The organism is Bacillus sp. MN7755 (assembly GCF_054771475.1).
The window spans coordinates 241,920-265,367 of record NZ_BTRL01000012.1 but is presented as its reverse complement, the minus strand read 5'-3'; the positions used below and the strand labels follow the sequence as shown (position 1 = coordinate 265,367).

The following is a 23,448-nucleotide window of genomic DNA, read 5'->3' as shown; positions in this document are numbered from 1 at the left end:
AAGTTCTAATTAAATAAGTACAAGCATATATTTGGAACAAGCTAGGCGTAAGGGAGGCTTGTTCCAATATGCGTGTATCAAATGTAACAGTTAGAAAACGACTTATTTTTATACTCATATCAGGTATACTTATTTTCACTATCATCGATATTCGTCTTGGATATGTGCAATTTTTTCTTGGCAATATGTTAACGGATCGTGCGAAGGATTCATGGAGTCGTAATATTACTTTTGAACCTGAACGTGGGAAAATTTTAGACCGAAATGGTGTGGAACTTGCCACAAATAAAAGTGCCCCAACTGTCTTTGTTGTACCGAGGCAAATTGAAAAACCAGCAGAGACTGCAGAGAAGTTAGCTGCAGTATTAGGTGTGGAAAAAGATGAGGTTTATAAGCGAATTACAAAAAAAGAATCGATTGTAAGGTTAGATAAAGGCGGAAGGAAAATATCACATGATAAAGCGAAAGAGGTACGAGGATTAAGTTTGAAAGGTGTTTATATCGCAGAGGACTCTATCCGGTACTATCCATTTGGAAACTTTCTATCACACGTATTAGGGTTTGCAGGTAGTGATAACCAAGGTCTTATGGGACTAGAAAAATATTATGATAAAGAGCTAAATGGTGATGATGGTCATGTGCGTTTTTTTGCGGATGCAAAAGGACAAAGGATGCCTAATGTTGGCGATGATTTCAAAAAACCAGAAGCTGGTTTGAATTTAGGTTTAACAATTGATGCACGTATTAATAGAATTATGGAAAGAGAAATGAATATTGCAGAGTCGACATATAATCCAGATGGTATGATTGCGATCGCAATGAATCCGAAAAATGGTGAAATTTTAGGTATGTCGAGTCGGCCGAGCTTTGATCCAGCGGATTTTCAAAGTGTTTCTCCAGAAGTGTATAATAGAAATTTACCGGTATGGAGTACGTATGAGCCTGGTTCAACATTTAAGATCATTACGTTAGCCGCAGCCTTGAATGAAAATTTAGTAGACTTAGAGAAAGATACGTTTTATGATGATGGAGCAGCTGAAGTTGGTGGAGCTAGATTGAAATGCTGGAAAGCGGGAGGCCATGGTAGCCAAACGTTTTTAGAAGTAGTTCAAAACTCTTGTAACCCGGGATTTATTGAACTGGGTGATCGTCTTGGTAAAGACCGATTGTTTAAATACATTCGTAATTTCGGTTTTGGGCAGAAAACCGGAATCGATTTGCAAGGTGAAGGTAGTGGGATTTTATTTAATTTAGATAAAGTCGGTCCGGTCGAACAAGCAACCACTTCATTCGGTCAAGGCGTTTCTGTAACACCAATTCAACAAGTAGCAGCAGTAGCAGCGGCTGTAAATGGTGGAACATTGTATCAACCGTATATAGCTAAAGAATTTATTGATCCGAAAAATAATCAAGTTGTAAGTAAAAAGACACCTGTGGAAAAAAGAAAAGTTATTTCCAAGGAAACTTCAGAAAAAGTTCGGTATGCATTAGAGAATGTTGTAGCAAAGGGATCTGGTAAAGGTGCTTTCATTGATGGGTATCGTGTAGGTGGAAAAACAGGTACGGCTCAAAAGGTGAAAGATGGTAAATATTTAGAGAATAATTATATAGTATCTTTTATCGGCTTTGCTCCAGCAGATGATCCGGAAATTGTTGTCTATGTTGCTGTTGATAATCCGAAAGGTGTAACGCAATTTGGTGGAGTAGTAGCAGCTCCAATTGTTGGGAATATTCTTCGGGATGCACTTCCTGTTATGGGAGTGAAACCGAGAAAAGAACAAGTTGAGAGAGAATATAAATGGGGCGATATACCAACTGTGGAAGTTCCGAATTTAATTGGTATGAAAAAGAAAGACTTACAGACGCAACTCGTCGATTTGAAGCTTGATATAAGTGGAGATGGAGAGAAAGTCATTAAACAATCCCCAGAAGCAGGAGCTAAAGTGAAAGAAGGCTCAAAAATTAGAATTTACTTCGGGAATTAAAGGTAACCTAGTACGTTTTATGGTACAATTGGTGGAAGTGAGTTCTTTATAGAAGAGTTACTTAATTTGAGGCCGTAAGGGTTTCAGTTATAAATAGGTCTATTTATTAGACACAGTAGCACCTACCTCCTATTTCACATAATTAGGAGGTAGCGTGTTGCTTATTAAAAAAAGAGATAAATACACAATGTAGAGAGGGTTTAGTGAAATGAAGTTGCATACACTTGTATCATGTTTGCATGATTTTCCAGTTGTTCCAAAAGAAAATCCAGAAATTACATCTATAGAAGCTGATTCACGTAAAGTGAAAGAAGGAAGCTTATTTGTATGTATGAAAGGGTATACGGTTGATAGCCATGATTTTGCTAAGCAAGCAGCGGCACAAGGAGCGGCTGCTATTGTTGCGGAAAGACCAATTGATGTTGACGTTCCAGTTGTACTTGTGAAAAATACTTTTCGTTCGTTAGCGGTTTTAGCTGATTATTTTTATGGTCAACCAACGCACAAGTTACATTTAATCGGAATTACAGGTACAAATGGAAAGACAACAACATCGCATATTATGGATGAGATTATGCGCGCACATGGTCATAAAACAGGGCTAATTGGAACGATTAATATGAAAATCGGTGATGAAACATTTGAGGTGAAAAATACAACGCCAGATGCACTAACACTTCAACAGACGTTTTCAAAAATGGTTGAACACAGTGTGGATAGCACAGTAATGGAAGTTTCGTCGCATGCTTTAGATCTTGGTCGTGTACACGGATGTGATTACGATGTAGCAGTGTTTACAAATTTAACACAAGATCATTTAGACTATCATAAAACGATGGAAGAATATAAACATGCAAAAGGGTTGTTATTTGCACAACTTGGCAATAGTTATAACCATAATCGTGAAAAGTACGCGGTACTGAATAACGATGATGCTGTAACAGAGGAGTACATGAGAAGTACTGCAGCAACTGTTGTAACGTATGGAATTGATACAACAAGTGATATTATGGCCAAAGATATCGTTATGACGAGTGGTGGAACTACGTTTACGCTTGTAACACCGTATGAAAGTGTAAATGTTACGATGAAATTGATTGGGAAATTTAATGTATATAACGTACTAGCGGCAACAGCGGCAGGACTTGTTTCCGGTGTAAGTTTAGAAACGGTCATTGATGTGATAAAGAATCTAGCTGGAGTTCCAGGACGTTTTGAAGTGGTTGATGGTGGACAAAATTATACAGTTATTGTTGATTATGCACATACGCCAGATAGCTTAGAGAATGTATTGAAAACAGCAAAACAGTTTGCAAAAGGTGACGTATATTGTATCGTCGGTTGTGGCGGTGATAGAGATCGTACAAAGAGACCAATCATGGCAAGTGTCGCAACAAAATATGCAACTCATGCAATTTACACTTCAGATAATCCAAGAAGTGAAGAGCCGGGGGCTATTTTAGATGATATGGTACAGGGTGCAAATGGGAATAATTATGAAGTGATTATTGATAGAAAAGAAGCGATATACCATGCAATTGCTAACGCGAAAGCTGAAGACATCATTATTATTGCTGGTAAAGGTCATGAAACGTATCAAATTATTGGAAAAGACGTTCATCATTTTGACGATCGTGAAGTCGCTAAAGAAGCAATTACAGAGCGTTTAAACAACGAAGAGTAACAACATGAGAGGAGGACTACATGTGCTTGAGCAAGGTTTATTAGTAACGGCTGGGGTAGCATTCTTAATTTCTGTTGCCCTTTCGCCATTGTTTATTCCATTTTTAAGGAAATTAAAGTTCGGACAGAGCATTCGTGATGAGGGACCAAAGTCACATCAAAAAAAATCAGGGACTCCAACAATGGGTGGTATTGTCATATATGTATCTATGATGGTAACTTCACTTATTATGGCGATTAAGTTTAATCATTTAGGTGCAGAGGTTTCGTTATTATTATTAGTGACATTTGGTTACGGATTAATTGGATTTTTAGATGACTACATAAAGGTAGTTAAGAAGAGAAACCTTGGTTTAACATCAAAACAAAAATTAGTAGGTCAGCTTGTTATTGCTATTGCATTCTTTTTAATTGGAAAAGGGCAAGCGTTCCACACATACATCATGATTCCGGGAACGGATGTTAAGTTTGAATTAGGTTGGGCTTATTTTGTACTTGTACTATTTATGCTTATTGGTGGATCAAATGCAGTTAACTTAACTGACGGTTTAGATGGTTTATTATCAGGAACAGCGGCTATTGCATTTGGAGCGTTTAGTATTATTGCTGTAGCACAAGAGCAGTTTGGAGTAGCGATATTCTGTATGGCAGTTGTAGGAGCTGTACTTGGATTTTTAGTATTTAATGCAAATCCAGCGAAAGTGTTTATGGGAGATACAGGTTCCTTAGCTTTAGGGGGAGCCATTGCAGCTGTAGCAATTTTATTAAAACAAGAATTGCTACTTGTAATTATTGGTGGCGTATTCGTAATGGAAACTTTATCTGTTATTATTCAGGTTATTTCGTTTAAAACAACAGGAAAACGTGTCTTTAAAATGAGTCCATTACACCATCATTATGAATTATGTGGTTGGTCAGAGTGGCGTGTTGTTGTGACGTTTTGGTCTGTAGGATTTTTATTAGCTGTGTTAGGAATTTATATCGGGGTGTGGATGTAATTGAAAACTGTAACTGAATTTCAAAATAAAAATATTCTTGTATTAGGCATTGCAAAAAGTGGTTATGCAGCAGCTACGTTGTTACAAAAATTAGGGGCAAATGTTATTGTAAATGACGGAAAGCCTTTAGCAGAAAATGTACTTGCTGCAGAATTACAAGCAAAAGGAATGGACGTTGTATGCGGTGGTCATCCTTTAGAGTTATTAGAGAGAAATATTTCTCTTGTAGTAAAAAATCCAGGAATCCCGTATTCTAATCCAATATTAGTTGCTGCGAAAGAAAAGCAAATTCCAATTGTTACGGAAGTTGAATTAGCATATCGTATCGCAGAAGCGCCATTTGTTGGGATTACGGGATCTAACGGTAAAACGACGACGACAATGCTTACATTTGAAATGCTAAAAGAAGGACAAAAGCATCCTGTAATTGCAGGGAACATTGGAACTGTAGCGTGTGAAGTAGCACAGGATGCAAAAGAAAATGAAGTTGTAGTTACAGAACTTTCATCGTTCCAATTGATGGGAGTAGAATTGTTCCAACCTAAAATTGCTGCGTTTTTAAATTTATTTGAGGCCCACTTAGATTATCATGGGACGAAGAAGGAATATGGTTTAGCGAAAGCAAATATTTTTAAAAACCAAACAGAAAATGATTATAGTGTAATAAATGCAGATGATGCAGATGTGATGGCTCTATCTGCTTATAGTAAAGGTCAAAAAGTACTATTCTCGACAACGAAAGAAATTGAAGATGGTGCGTGTATAAAAGATAATGCTCTTTATTTTAAAGGTGAAAAAGTTGTTGAAGTAGGCGATATCGTTTTACCTGGTCAGCATAATTTAGAAAATATTTTAGCGGCGATGAGTATCGCAAAATTACTGGGTGTTTCTAATGAAGCGATTACGGCGGTGTTAAAACGTTTTACAGGTGTAAAACATCGTTTAGAATATGTAACAACTCTTAACAACCGTAAGTTTTATAATGACTCAAAAGCAACGAATATGTTAGCGACTGAGAAAGCTTTATCTGCGTTTACACAACCGATTGTGTTATTAGCAGGTGGGCTTGATCGTGGAAATGAATTCGATGATTTAATTCCGTATTTCAAAAATGTAAAAGCAATTGTAACATTTGGACAAACAGCTCCAAAATTAGTAAGAGCTGCAGAAAAAGCGGGATTAGGTACAATTGAAAGTGTCGATACTTTAGATGAAGCGGTAGTAAAAGCTTATGCTCATTCTACAGATGGCGATGTAATTCTTCTTTCTCCAGCATGTGCAAGCTGGGATCAATTTAAAACATTTGAAGAAAGAGGAGACATTTTTATACAAGCTGTGCATAAACTTATATAAAGTAAATCAAAACATCAGTAGGCTAACACCTACTGATGTTTTGTTACATAGGGCAAAAGTTTCTGCCTAAAGAGGTGGTGTTTATGGGTAATGAAGAAAACGCCTGATTTTATTCTCATCATCGTTACACTTGCGTTGTTAACAATCGGAATGATTATGGTGTATAGTGCGAGTGCGGTTTGGGCCTCTTATAAAATGGGGGACTCATTCTTTTTTGCAAAAAGGCAATTGTTATTTGCAAGTCTTGGTGTAATGGCTATGTTTTTTATCATGAAAATTGATTATTGGGTGTGGCGCACGTATTCAAAAGTAATTTTGCTAGTTTGCTTCATTCTTCTTATTCTTGTTCTTATTCCAGGGGTAGGACTTGTCCGAGGAGGAGCGCGAAGTTGGATTGGAATCGGAGCATTTTCCATTCAACCGTCAGAATTTATGAAGTTTGCGATGATTATTTTCTTAGCAAAATTTTTAGCGGAACGACAAAAATTAATTACCTCTTTTAAACGTGGTTTACTACCAGCTCTTGGTTTTGTATTTCTTGCTTTTGGGATGATTATGTTACAGCCAGATCTTGGTACAGGAACGGTAATGGTTGGGACATGTATCATTATGATATTTATCTCGGGAGCAAGGGTCTTTCACTTTGCAATGTTTGGTTTGCTAGGTATAGCAGGATTTGTAGGGCTAATTGCATCAGCACCGTATCGAATGAAACGTATTACATCATATTTAGATCCGTGGTCAGATCCGCTTGGAAGTGGATTTCAAATTATTCAATCGTTACTCGCAATTGGGCCTGGTGGATTATTTGGGCTCGGACTTGGACAAAGTAGACAAAAGTTTCTTTATTTACCTGAACCACAAACAGACTTTATATTTGCAATCTTATCCGAGGAATTAGGTTTTATTGGTGGTTCATTTGTGTTATTATTATTTAGTCTATTATTATGGCGTGGGATTCGTATAGCTTTAGGAGCGCCAGATTTATATGGTACGTTTTTAGCAGTAGGTATTGTGGCGATGATTGCGATTCAAGTAATGATTAATGTGGGTGTTGTAACAGGATTGATGCCTGTTACGGGTATTACTTTGCCGTTTTTAAGTTATGGTGGATCGAGTTTGACATTAATGTTAATGGCAGTAGGTGTATTATTAAATATAAGTCGCCATTCTCGCTACTAAACCCTGTTTTATAAGACAGGGTTTTTCGTATGTGCGCGAAGAAACATGATGTATATAGAAATAAATACGACTGAAATAAGAAAAGAGAAGCGGAGGAGTTAGTAGTGCGAGTATTAGTAAGTGGTGGGGGCACTGGAGGTCATATTTATCCGGCTCTTGCTTTAATAAGAGAAATAAAAAAGTTAAATCCGGAAGCAAGGTTTTTATATATTGGTACGGAGAATGGATTAGAGAGCACAATCGTTCCAAAAGCAGGTATACCGTTTCAATCGATTGTTATAAGTGGATTTAAGCGTAAAATATCGTTAGATAACGTGAAAACGGTGATGCGTTTCCTAAAGGGTGTACAAGATAGTAAACGATATATTCGTCGTTTTAATCCGGATATTGTGATTGGAACGGGTGGATATGTATGTGGACCAGTTGTATATGCTGCGGCAAAATTAGGTATTCCAACTATTGTACATGAACAAAATAGTGTACCTGGTGTAACGAATAAATTTTTAAGTCGCTATGTTGATAAAGTTGCGGTGTGTTTTGAAGCGGCTGCAGAACATTTTCCACAGTCAAAAGTTGTCATGACAGGAAATCCACGAGCATCAGAAGTAATGGATCAGAATGGAATGAAAGGAAAACGTTCAGTAGGTTTATCTCTTCCTAAAAAATCCGTACTTATTTTTGGGGGAAGCCGTGGGGCTAGACCGATTAACGATGCTTTCGTAGAAGCAATTGAACAGTTTGGAAATAAAAGTTACGAAATATTGTATGTAACAGGTGAAGTTCATTATGACAAAGTAATGGAAGCAGTGAAGCAAAAAGGGAATCCGAATAATGTGATTATTAAACCTTTCATTCATAATATGCCAGAGGTACTTACAGGGGTAGATCTTGTTGTTTCAAGAGCTGGGGCAACAACACTTGCAGAATTAACCGCATTAGGAAAGCCAAGTGTGTTAATTCCGAGTCCTTACGTAACAAATAACCATCAGGAAAAAAATGCACGTTCTGTTGTCGATAAAGGGGCAGCAAAAATGTTGCTTGAAAAAGATTTAACAGCTGAAACGCTTATTCGTGATATTGATGAGATTTTATTAGATGCACAAACATTACAAAATATGAAGCTAGCTGCTACACAATTAGGTATTCCAGATGCAGCAAATAAGCTGTATGAAGTAATGAATAAGCTTGTAAAAAAATAACGTTAGGTGAACGCCCTGCATACTACTGTAATAAGGATACTTAGTATGGGGGAGATTGTTTATGGAGCAATTAGTAAATGAGCTTATAGAAGCAAATGTTGGTCGCGTGTTAGTGAATGAACCGTTAGCGCGTTATACCACTATGAAAATAGGTGGACCAGCTGATATTTTAATTGTGCCAAAGCATATTGCCGGTATTGAAAAAACTTTGCAGTTAGTAAAAAAATATAAAACAAAGTGGATTGTAATTGGTCGCGGTTCGAACCTTCTTGTATCTGATCTAGGTATAGAAGGTGTCGTTATTCGTTTAGGAGAAGGATTAGACCATTTAGAAGTCGAAAAACATAGAGTAAGAGTTGGTGGTGGGTATCCCCTTATTAAATTGTCAACTTTACTGAGTCGTCAAGGGTTAGCCGGTCTGGAATTTGCAAGTGGTATTCCAGGAAGTGTTGGTGGTGCAGTGTATATGAATGCAGGAGCACATAAATCGGATATAGCACACATATTATCAAAAGCTCTTATTTTGTTTGAAAACGGAACAATTGACTGGTTAACGCATGGAGAAATGGAGTTTTCCTATCGTACATCTATATTACAAACGAAACGTCCTGGTATTGTTTTGGAAGCTGAGTTTCAATTACAGATAGGAGAGCGTGAGGGAATCGTAAGTCTCATGCAAAAGAATAAAGATTACCGCCGTGAAACACAGCCATGGAATCATCCTTGTGCAGGAAGTGTATTTCGGAATCCAATTCCATACTTTGCAGGAGATTTAATAGAAAAGGCCGGGCTTCGTGGTTATCAAATAGGTGGAGCTCAAATTTCTGAAATGCATGGGAATTTTATTATTAATACTGGGGGAGCCAGCGCGCAAGATGTCTTATCTTTAATTGCATTAATAAAACAAACAATCAAGGATAAATTTAGCGTAGAAATGCATACAGAAGTAGAAATCATTGGAAGATAACGGTTATTCGTTCCGCTCATTATCATTTATGTTATAATAAGAAGATAAGAACGGCATGAGGAACATGCCGTTCTTTATGTTACGTAGGGGGATCGTACATGAAAAATAGTAAAGTGATTAAACTACAGGATCGTGTACCAAAGTTAAAAAATCAGCAGAAAAAAAACAAAAAAAATGTTAATCATCGGTTGATTTTATACATATCAATTTTATTTTTATTAGTGCTCTTTTTAATTTATTTTCGGTCTCCGCTTAGCAATATTAAAAAGATAAGTGTGTTTGGAAATCATTATATGACAGATGAGCAAGTGATGAAGGAATCAGGTGTGACGTATGATACAAGTTATTTCCGAGTGACAGCACATAAAGCAGAAGAAAACCTAACGAAACGAAAAGAAATTAAAGCAGTAAATGTAAAAAAACGTTTTCCAAATAAAATTGATGTTCATATTGAAGAATATTTAACGATTGGTTATATAAACAAAGATGGGAAATTACAACCGCTATTAGAGAACGGGAAAACACTTGATGTCCTCCCGAACGGAAAACTTCCTGTTGCAGCGCCAATTTTTGAACCTTTTAAAGAGGAGAAAATGAAGGAGTTAATTGCTGAGCTTGAAAAATTAACACCAACTATTTTAAGGTCTATTTCTGAAATTCGTTATTCACCGACGAATGCGAATGAAGACCATCTTACTTTATATATGAATGAAGGGTATGAAGTGAGCACTACGATTCAAAATTTCGCAAAACGTATGGAAACCTATCCGCTTATTTTAAAAACAATTGAGCCAGGCAAAAAGGTATTAATTGACTTAGAAGTAGGGGCATATACGAAAGAATTAGAAGCGGAAGAAAAAAAAGAATAGAACGATAGTTTTCACTGCGTTATCGTAGAAAAAACAAAACGAACGTTCTGCTTGATGCGTCTAAATTTACTAGAATGGTTCATTTGATGAAAAAGATGTAAAAATTCTTAGATTCATACTAGGATTGGTACAAGTTTCACTTTTCTATGAGTACATCTTAGTGTAGACTTATACTTGGCGGTAATCTTTACACTTGAAATAGAATTATTTCAAGATAAGCAGTTATTCACAGTTTACTGCGATATTCTTAAATGAATGTTAAATAAAAATAAGAAAAATATAGGGTTAAAAAAGGGAAACGTATAAAGACGTTGAATATTTTTCTTATAAATAGTAAAGTTGCGATTGTTGTTCCATATATTGAGTTGTATGGTATAAATAAAGAAGGAGGTGCCAAAGAATGAACAGCAATGAAATATATGTTAGTCTTGACATCGGTACATCCAATGTTAAAGTCATCATTGGTGAAATGGTTAATGACAGCTTAAACATTATTGGTGTTGGAAATGTAAAATCAAATGGTTTAAAGAAGGGATCGATAGTTGATATAGACGAGACTGTTCGATCAATTAAAAAAGCAATTGAACAAGCTGAGCGCATGGTGGGGATCCACATTGAGCAAGTTGTAGTAGGTGTCAATGCAAACCAGGTACAGCTACTTCCTTGTCACGGAGTAGTCGCTGTTTCAAATGAAGATCGTGAAATCGGGAATGAAGATGTCTTACGCGTTCTAGATGCAGCACAAGTTGTGTCAATTGCTCCAGAACGTGAGTTTATTGATGTGGTACCTCGACAGTTCATCGTAGACGGTCTTGACGAGATTAACGATCCACGCGGGATGATCGGTGTAAGATTAGAAATGGAAGGTACACTTATTACAGGCTCGAGAACTTTACTACATAACCTACTTCGTTGTGTAGAAAAAGCAGGTCTTGAAATTGTTGATATTTGTCTTCAACCTTTAGCGGCTGCAACAGTTGCTATATCTTCAGATGAAAAAAATAGAGGAGTAGCCCTTGTTGATATGGGGGGAGGATCTACAACTTTATCTATTTTTAAAGATGGAGAGTTACAAGCGACGAGCGTATTACCATTAGGTGGAGACCATATAACGAAGGATATTGCGATTGGGTTGAAAACTTCAACAGAAAATGCAGATCAAATTAAGTTGAAATATGGACATGCTTTTTATGATACAGCATCTGAAGAAGAGATGTTTACGGTTCCTATTATGGGAAGCGATCAAACAGAACAATATTCTCAGTTGGAATTATCGGATATAATAGAGGCTCGTGTAGAGGAAATTTTAATGTTTGTTCAAGATGAAGTGCGTAAGCTAGGAGTAAAGCAAGTAGCTTCTGGTTATGTGCTAACTGGTGGAATTGCTTCTATGCCAGGTGTCCTTGATCTTGCATATGATATTTTACATGAAAATGTTCGTATAGCAACTCCTGATTATATTGGTGTGCGTGAGCCCCAATATACAAGTGGAGTGGGATTAATTAAACATTCTTATCAAAAAGCTAAATTACGTGGGAAAAATGTGCAGGAAAAGCAAGAGCATTTTGAACCAGTACCAGCTCCAGCACCAACGCCGGTACAACAGCAACCTGCGAAACAAAAAACTCGTAATCAAAACAATAATAATCAAAATGATGACCGTATGATGTCAAAAGTAAAACGTGTATTCCGTTATTTATGGGATTAAAATTGGACACGAAAAATGAGGTTCTAGGGGGATTTCGACATGTTAGAGTTTGATACTACTCAAGATCAATTAGCGAATATAAAAGTTATCGGTGTCGGCGGTGGCGGAAACAATGCTGTAAACCGTATGATTGAACACGGTGTACAAGGTGTAGACTTTATCGCTGTGAATACTGATGCACAAGCATTAAATCTATCAAAAGCTGAAACAAAAATGCAAATTGGTGGAAAATTAACACGTGGACTTGGTGCAGGTGCAAACCCTGAAGTAGGGAAAAAAGCTGCAGAAGAAAGTAAAGAACAGATCCAAGAAGCACTTCGTGGTGCAGATATGGTCTTCGTAACTGCTGGTATGGGCGGCGGAACTGGAACTGGTGCAGCTCCAGTTGTTGCTCAAGTTGCAAAAGAATTAGGTGCATTAACAGTTGGTGTTGTAACACGTCCATTTACATTTGAAGGACGTAAGCGTGCAACACAAGCAGCATCTGGTATTGCGGCATTTAAAGAAAATGTAGATACACTTATTGTAATTCCAAACGATCGCTTATTAGAGATTGTTGATAAAAATACGCCGATGTTAGAAGCGTTCCGTGAAGCAGATAACGTATTACGTCAAGGTGTTCAAGGTATTTCTGATTTAATTGCAACACCAGGTTTAATTAACTTAGACTTCGCAGACGTAAAGACAATTATGTCTAATAGAGGTTCTGCTTTAATGGGTATTGGTTCTGGTAATGGAGAAAATCGTGCTGCTGAAGCTGCGAAAAAAGCGATTTCTAGTCCATTATTAGAAACATCTATTGATGGAGCTCAAGGTGTTATCATGAATATTACGGGTGGAGCTAACTTAAGCTTATATGAAGTACAAGAAGCGGCAGACATTGTAGCTTCAGCTTCAGATCCAGAAGTAAATATGATCTTCGGTTCGGTTATTAATGAAGGATTAAAAGATGATATCGTTGTAACTGTAATTGCAACTGGTTTTGATGATAGCATTGCAACTCAACCACCAAAACCAATTATCCGTCCAAATGCGAATCACACGCAACAACAGCAACAGCCAGTAGCTCAACCTTCAAAACAACGTGAAGTAAAACGTGAAATGAAGCGTGAAGAGCCGGTTGTACATGAACGTCATTCAGATTCAGATGATATCGATATTCCAGCATTCTTACGTAATCGTCGTAGACGATAAAAGAAAAGGAGCTTTTATGCTCCTTTTTTGTTTTATATAGGGAAAAGATCTGCTAAGCAGGTCTTTTTTTATTTTATATATCTTAATTTTTAAGTTGCAGGAAATCATTTATATGTAAGTAGAACAGTATATGATTCTATGAAAAATATACTTTTATTTTTTAACGACAGATTATGTCTAGAAATCACAAAATAACAAAAAAACACCTCCGCAAATTGACACACTTTCCTATTGGATATGCATTATACTAGTCTCAACTTAAATAAAGAGGTGAATTGTTTGGTTGTTTACGCCGACGTTGTTTGGTTGTTAAACGCCTGCATTGATTTTCTTTTACTTTTATTAACAGCCACCGTGTTAAAAAAGAAGATCAAAAGATGGAGGCTTGTGTTAGGGGCATTTATAGGTTCAACCATTGTTATTTTTGCCTTTACTCCTTTTGCTTCTATGATGACACATCCAATTATGAAACTACTGTACTCGTTACTTATTGTGTATACAGCATTTGGGTTTACAACGTTTAGAAATTATACACAAACTGTTTTTACTTTTTACTTTGTCACCTTTATGGTTGGCGGAGGGTTAATTGGCACTCATTTCTTTTTGCAAACGAATGAAATGGTAAGTGGATTGGTCCAATCTCAATCAATTTCTTACGGTGATCCAATTAGCTGGTTGTTTGTTGTTTTTGGTTTTCCGGTAATTTATTATTTTTCTAAAAAGCGTATTGAAAGCGTAGAGGTTACAAAAATACACTATGATCAAATTGTGAAATTGAAAATTCAATTAGCTGAAGAGGAACTAGAACTCGCAGGTTTAATTGATAGTGGGAACCAACTTTACGACCCGTTAACGAAAACACCCGTTATGATTATGCATATTTCATCATTAGAACATTGCTTACCAGCTTGGTTAACAGAACAAATTTATTCCAAAACAGAGATTCCTCAAATACCAGAAAATGATTCTGGGTGGGCGACAAAATTACGCTTAATTCCTTTCCGAGCAGTAGGAGTAGAGAATCAATTTTTATGGGCAATTAAGCCAGACAGTGTGCAAATTTATCATGAAGGTAGTTCTATTGCCGTGAACAAAGTATTGATTGGATTAAATACACAACAGTTGTCAACCAATGGAGAGTATCAATGTATTGTGCATCCGAAAATGTTAATTTCGCAAAAAATGGTAATTGCTTAATAATGGGAGGCGGGATAATATGATGAAATTAAAATTTTATTTAGTATATCTTTGGTATAAAGTATTGTTGAAATTAGGAATTAAGACCGATGAAATTTATTATATTGGTGGAAGTGAAGCGTTGCCACCGCCGTTAACGAAAGAAGAAGAGGAAGTTCTTTTGAATAAATTGCCAAAAGGCGATCAGGCAGCAAGATCATTACTAATTGAACGCAACTTACGGCTAGTTGTATATATAGCAAGAAAGTTTGAAAATACAGGGATAAATATTGAAGATTTAATTAGTATAGGAACAATTGGTCTTATTAAAGCAGTCAATACATTTAATCCAGAAAAGAAAATAAAATTAGCAACATATGCCTCACGTTGTATAGAAAATGAAATTTTAATGCATTTGCGCCGAAATAACAAAAATCGTTCAGAAGTTTCTTTTGATGAACCGCTTAACATTGATTGGGATGGGAATGAACTTTTGTTATCTGATGTATTAGGTACAGACGATGATATTATTACAAAAGATTTAGAAGCTACTGTTGATCGTCATCTTCTAATGAAAGCATTACATCAATTAAATGATCGTGAAAAACAAATTATGGAACTTCGATTTGGGCTTGCTGGAGGAGAGGAAAAGACGCAAAAAGATGTGGCGGATATGCTTGGGATTTCACAGTCATACATTTCGCGTTTAGAAAAAAGAATCATAAAAAGATTACGAAAAGAATTTAATAAAATGGTGTAAAGAATAAGACCAGCCGTTATCTAGGCTGGTCTTATTCTCTTTAGTTGTATGAGGAGAGAAAACTAAAATGAAAAATGAAGAGAAAACCGCATGCATAAAATCCCCTTCAAAGGAAATACTTTACACTGTACAGCAACTCCCGATAGGAGGGAACACTTTGACGAGAAACAAAGTAGAAATTTGCGGTGTTGATACAGCTAAACTTCCCGTACTAAAAAATGATGAAATGCGTAAATTATTTCGTGAAATGCAAAGTGGAGAGATAAGCGCAAGAGAGAAATTAGTGAATGGAAACTTACGTCTTGTACTGAGCGTCATCCAAAGATTTAATAACAGAGGAGAATATGTTGACGATTTATTTCAAGTTGGTTGCATTGGACTTATGAAATCCATTGATAACTTTGATTTAGGCCAAAATGTAAAATTTTCAACGTATGCTGTGCCGATGATTATTGGGGAAATACGCAGATATTTGCGTGATAACAATCCAATTCGCGTATCTCGCTCATTACGAGATATTGCGTATAAAGCGTTACAAGTAAGAGAAAAGTTGATTGCAGAAAATTCAAAAGAACCAACAGCAATGGATATTGCAAAAGTGCTTGAAGTGACTCATGAAGAAATTGTTTTTGCTTTAGATGCGATTCAAGATCCAGTTTCATTATTTGAGCCGATTTATAACGATGGAGGAGATCCTATCTTTGTTATGGATCAGTTAAGTGATGAAAAACAAAAGGACGAGCAGTGGGTTGAAGAATTAGCACTAAAAGAAGGAATGAAGCGTTTAAATGATCGTGAGAAAATGATTATTCGAAAACGTTTCTTCCAAGGAAAAACGCAAATGGAAGTTGCAGAAGAAATTGGGATTTCTCAAGCACAAGTGTCACGTTTAGAGAAATCAGCTATTAAACAAATGAATAAGACGATTCAAGGATAAGGTTTCACCATTTATGGTGAGACCTTTTTATATGTCATATAGTTTGTTTACGCTCATAGTAGGGTAGCTGTGTTCATATAATGAAAATAGTATGGAATTAGTAGAGGGTGCTTCCTGTTAATTTGAGAAACAGTATTTTTTTATTCGTCATATATAAGGGAGGGGATGAAAGTGATACGAATTTCGGAGTTGCAGATGAAAGACATAATAAATGTGTCAGATGGAAAAAGGCTTGGAAATATTGGAGATATCGAAATCGATATGAACACAGGGAAGATTAAATCTATTATCATTTCCAAACAGGCACGTATGTTAGGGATTTTTGGGAAAGGTGTAGAAATTGTAATTCCTTGGGAGGAAATTATGATAATTGGGGAAGATGTCATACTTGTTAGAGTAAATCCTGTTAATTCTGTAACAGAATCAATACAAACACCGACAATTTCATAAAGAATATTACAAATTCCTCTTTTTTTTCTGTTAGGATTATGAAAAAATAAAAGTATGGTAAAATAGACAGGAAGTACCATGCTTTTTTCTGTTATTTTAATTAAAAGGAGCATCTTTATGAGAGAACCATTTAAATATGTGGACGGTATACTGTATTTACAAGCGTGGAAAGAACTTGGAAACATTACTGCTGGATTTACGACAAAAGATGGTGGGATAAGTACCGGCTCCTTTCATGCGATGAATTTAGGATTACATGTGAATGATATCGTGGAGAACGTTCATGAAAACAGACGCATTTTAGCTAATAAGTTACAAAAACCATTAGAAAACTGGATTTGCTCTGAACAAGTTCATGATCATCATGTTGAAAAAGTAGGACAACAGGAAAAAGGAAGCGGCGTCTATTCATATGAAGACGGCATTTCAAAAACAGATGGCATTTATACGACTAATAATGATGTTCTTCTAACATCTTGTTACGCGGATTGTGTTCCACTCTATTTTTATGCACCATCACATGGTATGATAGGACTTGCACATGCTGGATGGAAAGGGACTGTAAAAGAGATTGCAAAAGAAATGATTCAAAAATGGAATGCAGAAGGGATTTCAAGTGATGAAATTCATGTTGCAATTGGACCAGCAATTGGATCTTGTTGTTACGTTGTTGATGATCGAGTGTTAACAGCGGCAGAACAAGTAGTAAACGGTTCTGTCCCTTATAAAAAAATTTCTGATGGGCAGTATGCAATTAATTTAAAAGAAATTAATCGTATATTATGTGTACAAGCAGGCATAAAAGAAGAGAATATTGTAATGTCATCTCTTTGTACAAGCTGTGAAGAACAACTATTTTTCTCTCATCGTCGTGATCAGGGTAAGACGGGGAGAATGTTGAGTTTCATAGGTTTTAAGGAGGAAGAAAGCAAGTGACAGTACAAAAAAATTTAACAACTGTAAACGAAGCAATTAAACAATCTTGCGCACGAGCGGGACGTTCGTTGCAAGATATTAAACTCGTTGCGGTTACAAAAACGGTAGGAATTGAAAAAACAAACGAAGTAATTGAAGCTGGAATTATCGATTTAGGTGAAAATAGAAATGAAGGTTTCTTACAGAAGTACGAGCATTTCGGTTCAAAAGTGAATTGGCATTTTATTGGATCATTACAAACGAGAAAAGTAAAAGAAATCATTAATGAAATCGATTATTTACATTCGTTAGATCGTCTTTCACTTGCAAAAGAAATTCAAAAACGTGCGGATAAGAAAGTGAAATGTTTTATTCAAGTGAAAACATCATCTGAAGAATCAAAGCAAGGGTTGGCAATAGAAGAAACCATTTCTTTTATTCAAAGTTTGCAAGAATTGGATAAGATTGAAGTGGTGGGACTAATGACAATGGCTCCGTTTACAGAAGAAGAGGAAGAAATCAGACGCTGTTTTAAGGAGTTACGTATGCTACAAACAGAGGTGCAGGAGCTAGAATTATTACATGCGCCATGTAAAGAATTATCAATGGGAATGTCTAATGATTACACGATTGCGATTGAAGAAGGTGCTACATATATTCGTTTGGGGACGATTTTAGTAGGAAAAGCGTAAAAGGAAGGAGAATCTTATTATGAGTTGGTCAAAAGTAAAGTACTTCTTTTTTGATACACCGGAAGAAAAAGAAGCAGCTCAATATAGTTATGAAAAGGAGCAAACAGACATGAAGAAGCAGCAAGATCCGCCAGAACAACAAGATGTTACGTTTCCAAAAGCGCAACCGAAACAAAATGTTGTGAGCATTGAAACAGCAAAGCAATCTTCAAAAGTTGTTTTATTAGAACCACGCACATATTCGGAAGCGCAAGGGATTGCGGACCATTTAAAAGGTAGACGAGCTGTTGTGATTAATTTACAACGAATGTCTACTGATCAAGCTGTACGTATCGTTGACTTTTTAAGTGGTACTGTATACGCTATAGGCGGGGACATTCAAAAAATAGGACCGAAAACATTTATGTGTACGCCTGAAAATGTAGATATTGTTGGTGCAATTTCAGAGTTATTCGGTGAAGAAGAAGACACAAATATAAAGAGGTGGTAATACGCCATGGTAACAGTTTTAAACGTTTTAATTACTGCTATCGAGATTTACTCGTGGGCACTTATTATTTACATTCTCCTATCATGGTTCCCGGGTGCAAAGGAATCAACTTTCGGAGATTTTCTTGCGCGTATTTGTGAACCGTATTTAGAACCATTTCGCAGATTTATTCCGCCGCTTGGTATGATTGATATCTCTCCACTCGTTGCGATTTTTGCGTTAAAGCTTGCTACGAATGGTTTAGTAAGTATATTCCGCTATTTCTTATAGTAAGAGGTTAAATACATGAGCATCTATGAACATTTCAGACCCAATGAAGAGGTCTTTGTGGATAAGGTGTTAGAGTGGAAGCGAGCAGCGGAGTACCATCAAGTGAAACTAACAGATTTCCTTGATCCAAGACAACAACAAATTGTCAATATGGTAATAGGACAAGGGGATGTTGCTGTACAGTTTGATGGTGCAACGCCTCATGCAGAGCGTAAAAGAGCACTCATTTATCCGGACTATCTAGTAGTAAATGAAGAGGAATTTCAAGTAGAGGTATTAGAAATTGACTATCCTTCCAAGTTTTATACGCTAGAACATAGGCAAATATTAGGTACATTTATGTCTCTTGGTTTAACGAGAGAAAAATGTGGAGATATTTTGCTTCAAGAAAATCGTGCCCAAATTGTAGTCGCGAAAGAAGTTGTATCTTATATTGAGATGAACTTACAATCGATAGGGAAAGTGAAAGTCTCCTTATCATCAGTGCAAGGAGAAAAAATTCTACAGATGCAAGAAACGTGGGGAGAGAAATCTGGAACGGTTTCTTCACTTCGTTTAGATGTTATGTTAGCTGAAATGTTACATATATCCAGACAGAAAGTACAACCTTTCATAAAAAATGGACTAGTAAAAGTGAATTGGAAAACAGTGGAGCAAACCTCTTATGAATGTTATCCAGGAGATGTTTTTTCAGTGAGAGGATATGGACGAAGTAAATTGTTTTCTGTAGAAGGTAGAACAAAGCGCGACAAATGGAGAATTTTGTATGGTATACTAAAATGATTGGTTTTTTAGAAGGAAATTCTCCTATTTTGTCGAAGAAAAGATATAATTGAAAGAGGAAATTTAGATAACTACTTGGAGGTGGCGTTGTGCCGTTAACACCATTAGATATTCATAACAAAGAATTTGGTCGCGGATTCCGTGGCTATGATGAGGATCAAGTAAATGAGTTTCTTGATCAAATTATCAAAGATTATGAATTAGTCATTCGTGAGAAGAAAGCTTTAGAAGAAAAAGTTGCGCAATTAGAAGGAAAGTTAGATCATTTTTCTAATATTGAAGATACGTTAAACAAATCTATCGTTGTTGCACAAGAAGCGGCGGAAGAAGTAAAACGTAATGCGCAAAAAGAAGCAAAATTAATCGTACGTGAAGCGGAAAAGAATGCAGACCGTATTATTAACGAAGCATTAGTAAAATCAAGAAAGGTTGCTTTTGATATTGAAGAGCTGAAGAAACAAGCGAAAGTATTCCGCACTCGTTTCCGTATGTTATTAGAAACACAGCTTGAAATGTTAAACAACGATGATTGGGATAAATTAATTGAGTTAGAAGACGAAGTAGATGAGCTGTTGAAAAAAGAAGAAACAGTGTAAGCTTGACGTTTTTCTCATTATTACATATAATTTTAAACAACATATTGATTAAGAAAAACGAAGATAGGGATAAGTACCTTTTTCATACCTTATATAGCGAACTGAGGATGGTGTAAGCTCAGGATAAGGAGATAATGGGAATATCACCCTGGAGTTCCGCGCTGAACAAATAGAGTAAGCGTAGGCGTATATTCGCGTTAAGAATATAAAGAGGATTGTATACATACGTATAGGATCTACTAGGGTGGTACCGCGGGAGACTTTCTCGTCCCTTTTTGGGATGAGAAAGTCTCTTTTTTATTCCGTTTTTTAAGTCTTTCTTTTATACATGTAAGGAGGAATTGAGCATGGAGTACAAAAATACATTACTAATGCCAAAAACAGAGTTCCCAATGCGTGGGAATTTACCAAAACGTGAGCCTGCAATGCAAGAACAGTGGGCTGAAATGAATATTTATGAAAAGGTACAAGAACATACAAAAGGTCGTCCTTTATTCGTACTGCATGATGGACCTCCATATGCAAATGGTGACATTCATATGGGACATGCATTAAATAAAGTATTAAAAGACTTTATTGTTCGTTATAAATCAATGACTGGTTACTGTGCACCATATGTTCCAGGTTGGGATACGCACGGTTTACCAATTGAGCAAGCTTTAACAAATAAAGGTGTAAAGCGTAAAGAAATGACAGTTGCTGAGTTCCGTAAGTTATGTGCAGAGTATGCATATGAACAAGTAGAACGTCAACGTGAACAATTTAAGCGTTTAGGTGTACATGCTGATTGGGATAACCCATATATTACTTTAGAGCCAGCTTATGAAGCACAACAAATTAAAGTGTTTGGTGATATGGCGAAAAAAGGTTATATCTATAAAGGGCAAAAACCAGTTTACTGGTCTCCAACGAGTGAATCAGCTTTAGCAGAAGCTGAAATTGAATACCAAGATAAAAAATCAGCATCTATTTACGTAGCATTCCCTGTTAAAGATGGAAAGAACGTATTAGAAGGTGATGAGAAATTCATTATCTGGACAACAACACCTTGGACGTTACCTGCAAACTTAGGTATTTCTGTTCACCCAGAACTTGAATACAGCATTGTAAAAGTAAATGATGAAAAGTATATTATTGCTTCTGAACTATTTGAGCCAGTTGCAAAAACATTAGAGTGGGAAAATGCTGAAGTTGTGAAAACTGTAAAAGGTAGCGAACTTGAGTATACAGTTGCAAAACATCCATTCTACGATCGTGATTCATTAGTTATGCTAGGAGATCACGTAACAACAGATGCAGGTACAGGGTGTGTTCATACAGCACCAGGACACGGGGAAGATGACTTCGTTGTTGGTAAAAAATATGGATTAGAAGTACTTTGCCCAGTTGATGATAAAGGTGTATTAACAGAGGAAGCACCTGGATTTGAAGGCCTATTCTATGATAAAGCTAACAAGCCAATTACAGAAAAATTAGAAGAAGTAGGCGCGTTACTGAAACTAACATTCATTACGCATTCATACCCACATGATTGGAGAACGAAAAAACCAATTATTTTCCGTGCGACAGCTCAGTGGTTTGCATCTATTGAAGCATTCCGTAAAGAGTTATTAGAAGCTGTTGCGGAAACAAAATGGGTACCAGCATGGGGCGAAACTCGTCTTCATAACATGGTTCGTGACCGTGGTGACTGGTGTATTTCTCGTCAGCGTGCATGGGGTGTGCCAATTCCTGTATTCTATGCTGAGAATGGTGATCCAATTATTACAGATGAAACAATTAACCATGTAGCAGATTTATTCCGTGAACACGGTTCTAACGTATGGTTCGAGCGTGAAGCGAAAGATCTATTACCAGAAGGATTTACACATCCAGGTAGCCCAAATGGTGAATTCCGTAAAGAAACAGACATCATGGATGTATGGTTCGACTCAGGTTCTTCTCACCAAGCGGTATTAGAAGAGCGCGAAGACTTACAACGTCCAGCTGATTTATATTTAGAAGGATCTGACCAATATCGTGGTTGGTTTAACTCTTCATTATCAACAGCAGTTGCTGTAACAGGTAAAGCTCCATATAAAGGCGTACTAAGCCATGGTTTCGTATTAGATGGTGAAGGACGTAAAATGAGTAAGTCGATTGGAAACATTGTCGTACCGAAGAAAATTATGGATCAATTAGGCGGGGACATTTTACGCTTATGGGTATCTTCTGTTGACTATCAATCTGATGTACGTATTTCAGATGATATTTTAAAACAAGTAGCAGAAGTGTATCGTAAGATCCGTAACACATTCCGTTTCTTATTAGGAAACTTAGATGACTTTAAGCCAAGTGAAAATACAGTAGCGGTAGCTGAACTTCGTGAAGTAGATCGTTACATGTTAGTGAAATTAAATGACTTAATTACAAAAGTAAAAGAAGCATATGAAACATACGACTTCGCTGCTGTATATCATGCAATTCATAACTTCTGTACAATTGATTTAAGTTCATTCTACTTAGACTTTGCAAAAGACATTTTATACATTGAAGGTGCAAACCATGAAGATCGTCGTGCAATTCAAACGGTATTATATGATGTTCTTGTTGCATTGACAAAACTTGTAACACCAATCTTACCGCATACAGCTGACGAAGTATGGCCATATGTTCCAGGTGTAACAGAAGAAAGCGTACAATTAACTGATATGCCAGAAGCTGTACAATTAGATGGTGCGGAAGCATTGAAAACAAAATGGGATGCATTCATGACATTACGTGATGACGTATTAAAAGCGTTAGAAGTAGCACGTAATGAAAAAGTAATCGGTAAGTCATTAAATGCAAGCATTACGTTATATCCAACTGCAGAAATGAAAGCTATGCTAGAGTCTATTAGCGAAGACTTAAAGCAATTATTCATCGTTTCTGAGTATAAGCTTGGTGGTCTGATGGAAGAAGCGCCAGCAGATGCGCCTAAGTATGAACATACAGCGGTTGTTGTTGCTCAAGCAACTGGTGAAACATGTGAACGTTGTTGGGTAGTTTCAGAAACAATTGGTAAAGATGCTGAACATGAAACATTATGTGAGCGTTGTGCAACAGTTGTTAAAGAAAATTATGTAAAATAATAAAAATGACTGCACGTAAAGTGCAGTCATTTTTATGTTGATGGTATATCGAAATAACTTTCACTCTCTTTCCTATGAAGGAAAAATGTGTGAGAGGTAAGCATATAAATTTCGGACACACTAATCGT

At 36.5% G+C, this 23,448-nt stretch carries 21 protein-coding genes and 1 other annotated feature; all 21 genes read left to right on the top strand.

Annotated elements, in window-relative coordinates; all coding sequences use genetic code 11:
- Positions 1-68: 68 nt before the first annotated feature.
- Positions 69-1,985 carry a stage V sporulation protein D gene (locus tag ACYVEC_RS13410; RefSeq protein ID WP_063221176.1) on the top strand — a complete coding sequence of 639 codons (1,917 nt, stop codon included), beginning with the start codon at positions 69-71 and terminating at the stop codon, positions 1,983-1,985.
- Between the two features lie 208 nt (positions 1,986-2,193).
- On the top strand, positions 2,194-3,669 hold the full coding sequence (gene murE / locus ACYVEC_RS13405) for a UDP-N-acetylmuramoyl-L-alanyl-D-glutamate--2,6-diaminopimelate ligase (RefSeq protein ID WP_063221175.1): 1,476 nt from the start codon (positions 2,194-2,196) through the stop codon (positions 3,667-3,669).
- A gap of 22 nt (positions 3,670-3,691) precedes the next feature.
- The gene (gene mraY / locus ACYVEC_RS13400; protein ID WP_000893058.1) at positions 3,692-4,666 is read left to right on the top strand and encodes a phospho-N-acetylmuramoyl-pentapeptide-transferase; all 975 of its coding nucleotides are present in this window, start codon (positions 3,692-3,694) and stop codon (positions 4,664-4,666) included.
- Complete coding sequence (gene murD, locus ACYVEC_RS13395; protein WP_063221174.1) at positions 4,667-6,019, top strand: UDP-N-acetylmuramoyl-L-alanine--D-glutamate ligase; 1,353 nt, start codon at positions 4,667-4,669, stop codon at positions 6,017-6,019. It begins immediately after the preceding gene.
- Between the two features lie 90 nt (positions 6,020-6,109).
- Positions 6,110-7,201: a stage V sporulation protein E gene (gene spoVE, locus ACYVEC_RS13390; RefSeq protein WP_060632038.1), complete on the top strand. Its 1,092-nt coding sequence runs from the start codon at positions 6,110-6,112 to the stop codon at positions 7,199-7,201.
- 104 nt (positions 7,202-7,305) lie between these two features.
- Positions 7,306-8,400, top strand: coding sequence for an undecaprenyldiphospho-muramoylpentapeptide beta-N-acetylglucosaminyltransferase (gene murG, locus ACYVEC_RS13385; RefSeq protein WP_016086554.1), 1,095 nt, complete (start codon positions 7,306-7,308; stop codon positions 8,398-8,400).
- Between the two features lie 61 nt (positions 8,401-8,461).
- Positions 8,462-9,367 (top strand): UDP-N-acetylmuramate dehydrogenase, encoded by a 906-nt coding sequence (gene murB, locus ACYVEC_RS13380; RefSeq protein WP_063221173.1) that lies wholly within the window; start codon positions 8,462-8,464, stop codon positions 9,365-9,367.
- Between the two features lie 98 nt (positions 9,368-9,465).
- The gene (gene divIB, locus ACYVEC_RS13375; protein WP_063221172.1) at positions 9,466-10,236 is read left to right on the top strand and encodes a cell division protein DivIB; all 771 of its coding nucleotides are present in this window, start codon (positions 9,466-9,468) and stop codon (positions 10,234-10,236) included.
- A 400-nt stretch (positions 10,237-10,636) separates the two neighbouring features.
- Positions 10,637-11,944: a cell division protein FtsA gene (gene ftsA / locus ACYVEC_RS13370; RefSeq protein ID WP_001087553.1), complete on the top strand. Its 1,308-nt coding sequence runs from the start codon at positions 10,637-10,639 to the stop codon at positions 11,942-11,944.
- A gap of 39 nt (positions 11,945-11,983) precedes the next feature.
- Positions 11,984-13,138, top strand: coding sequence for a cell division protein FtsZ (gene ftsZ / locus ACYVEC_RS13365; RefSeq protein ID WP_000888984.1), 1,155 nt, complete (start codon positions 11,984-11,986; stop codon positions 13,136-13,138).
- Between the two features lie 279 nt (positions 13,139-13,417).
- Positions 13,418-14,335 carry a sigma-E processing peptidase SpoIIGA gene (spoIIGA, locus tag ACYVEC_RS13360; RefSeq protein ID WP_060632034.1) on the top strand — a complete coding sequence of 306 codons (918 nt, stop codon included), beginning with the start codon at positions 13,418-13,420 and terminating at the stop codon, positions 14,333-14,335.
- Positions 14,336-14,354: 19 nt separating this feature from the next.
- The gene (gene sigE / locus ACYVEC_RS13355; protein WP_000976948.1) at positions 14,355-15,074 is read left to right on the top strand and encodes an RNA polymerase sporulation sigma factor SigE; all 720 of its coding nucleotides are present in this window, start codon (positions 14,355-14,357) and stop codon (positions 15,072-15,074) included.
- 157 nt (positions 15,075-15,231) lie between these two features.
- On the top strand, positions 15,232-16,011 hold the full coding sequence (sigG, locus tag ACYVEC_RS13350; protein ID WP_000197753.1) for an RNA polymerase sporulation sigma factor SigG: 780 nt from the start codon (positions 15,232-15,234) through the stop codon (positions 16,009-16,011).
- A 165-nt stretch (positions 16,012-16,176) separates the two neighbouring features.
- On the top strand, positions 16,177-16,461 hold the full coding sequence (locus tag ACYVEC_RS13345; protein ID WP_080468259.1) for a YlmC/YmxH family sporulation protein: 285 nt from the start codon (positions 16,177-16,179) through the stop codon (positions 16,459-16,461).
- 117 nt (positions 16,462-16,578) lie between these two features.
- Positions 16,579-17,397: a peptidoglycan editing factor PgeF gene (gene pgeF, locus ACYVEC_RS13340; RefSeq protein ID WP_063221170.1), complete on the top strand. Its 819-nt coding sequence runs from the start codon at positions 16,579-16,581 to the stop codon at positions 17,395-17,397.
- On the top strand, positions 17,394-18,068 hold the full coding sequence (locus ACYVEC_RS13335) for a YggS family pyridoxal phosphate-dependent enzyme (RefSeq protein WP_063221169.1): 675 nt from the start codon (positions 17,394-17,396) through the stop codon (positions 18,066-18,068). The genes pgeF and ACYVEC_RS13335 overlap by 4 nt, the downstream gene beginning before the upstream one ends.
- A gap of 19 nt (positions 18,069-18,087) precedes the next feature.
- Positions 18,088-18,558 carry a cell division protein SepF gene (locus tag ACYVEC_RS13330; protein WP_000119136.1) on the top strand — a complete coding sequence of 157 codons (471 nt, stop codon included), beginning with the start codon at positions 18,088-18,090 and terminating at the stop codon, positions 18,556-18,558.
- A gap of 6 nt (positions 18,559-18,564) precedes the next feature.
- A complete protein-coding gene (locus tag ACYVEC_RS13325) occupies positions 18,565-18,828 on the top strand; it encodes a YggT family protein (RefSeq protein ID WP_060632029.1) in 264 nt (87 codons plus the stop codon).
- A 15-nt stretch (positions 18,829-18,843) separates the two neighbouring features.
- Positions 18,844-19,611 carry a YlmH family RNA-binding protein gene (locus ACYVEC_RS13320; RefSeq protein ID WP_063221168.1) on the top strand — a complete coding sequence of 256 codons (768 nt, stop codon included), beginning with the start codon at positions 18,844-18,846 and terminating at the stop codon, positions 19,609-19,611.
- 89 nt (positions 19,612-19,700) lie between these two features.
- Entirely contained in the window at positions 19,701-20,207 is a 507-nt protein-coding gene (gene divIVA, locus ACYVEC_RS13315; RefSeq protein WP_001131611.1) for a septum site-determining protein DivIVA, read from the top strand.
- Positions 20,208-20,258: 51 nt separating this feature from the next.
- Positions 20,259-20,483 (top strand) — a binding site (T-box leader).
- Between the two features lie 71 nt (positions 20,484-20,554).
- Positions 20,555-23,320, top strand: coding sequence for an isoleucine--tRNA ligase (gene ileS2, locus ACYVEC_RS13310; RefSeq protein ID WP_460506869.1), 2,766 nt, complete (start codon positions 20,555-20,557; stop codon positions 23,318-23,320).
- Positions 23,321-23,448 lie beyond the last annotated feature (128 nt).

What these genes read in the sequence shown, in the direction of transcription:
- murB (WP_063221173.1), top strand. Translation starts at nt 8,462, where the DNA reads ATGGAGCAATTAGTAAATGAGCTTATAGAAGCAAATGTTGGTCGCGTG.
- ftsA (WP_001087553.1), top strand. Translation starts at nt 10,637, where the DNA reads ATGAACAGCAATGAAATATATGTTAGTCTTGACATCGGTACATCCAAT.
- ileS2 (WP_460506869.1), top strand. Translation starts at nt 20,555, where the DNA reads ATGGAGTACAAAAATACATTACTAATGCCAAAAACAGAGTTCCCAATG.
- divIB (WP_063221172.1), top strand. Translation starts at nt 9,466, where the DNA reads ATGAAAAATAGTAAAGTGATTAAACTACAGGATCGTGTACCAAAGTTA.
- ACYVEC_RS13320 (WP_063221168.1), top strand. Translation starts at nt 18,844, where the DNA reads ATGAGCATCTATGAACATTTCAGACCCAATGAAGAGGTCTTTGTGGAT.
- ACYVEC_RS13345 (WP_080468259.1), top strand. Translation starts at nt 16,177, where the DNA reads ATGAAAGTGATACGAATTTCGGAGTTGCAGATGAAAGACATAATAAAT.
- spoVE (WP_060632038.1), top strand. Translation starts at nt 6,110, where the DNA reads ATGAAGAAAACGCCTGATTTTATTCTCATCATCGTTACACTTGCGTTG.
- ACYVEC_RS13410 (WP_063221176.1), top strand. Translation starts at nt 69, where the DNA reads ATGCGTGTATCAAATGTAACAGTTAGAAAACGACTTATTTTTATACTC.
- sigE (WP_000976948.1), top strand. Translation starts at nt 14,355, where the DNA reads ATGATGAAATTAAAATTTTATTTAGTATATCTTTGGTATAAAGTATTG.
- ACYVEC_RS13325 (WP_060632029.1), top strand. Translation starts at nt 18,565, where the DNA reads ATGGTAACAGTTTTAAACGTTTTAATTACTGCTATCGAGATTTACTCG.
- ACYVEC_RS13330 (WP_000119136.1), top strand. Translation starts at nt 18,088, where the DNA reads ATGAGTTGGTCAAAAGTAAAGTACTTCTTTTTTGATACACCGGAAGAA.
- murE (WP_063221175.1), top strand. Translation starts at nt 2,194, where the DNA reads ATGAAGTTGCATACACTTGTATCATGTTTGCATGATTTTCCAGTTGTT.
- pgeF (WP_063221170.1), top strand. Translation starts at nt 16,579, where the DNA reads ATGAGAGAACCATTTAAATATGTGGACGGTATACTGTATTTACAAGCG.
- ftsZ (WP_000888984.1), top strand. Translation starts at nt 11,984, where the DNA reads ATGTTAGAGTTTGATACTACTCAAGATCAATTAGCGAATATAAAAGTT.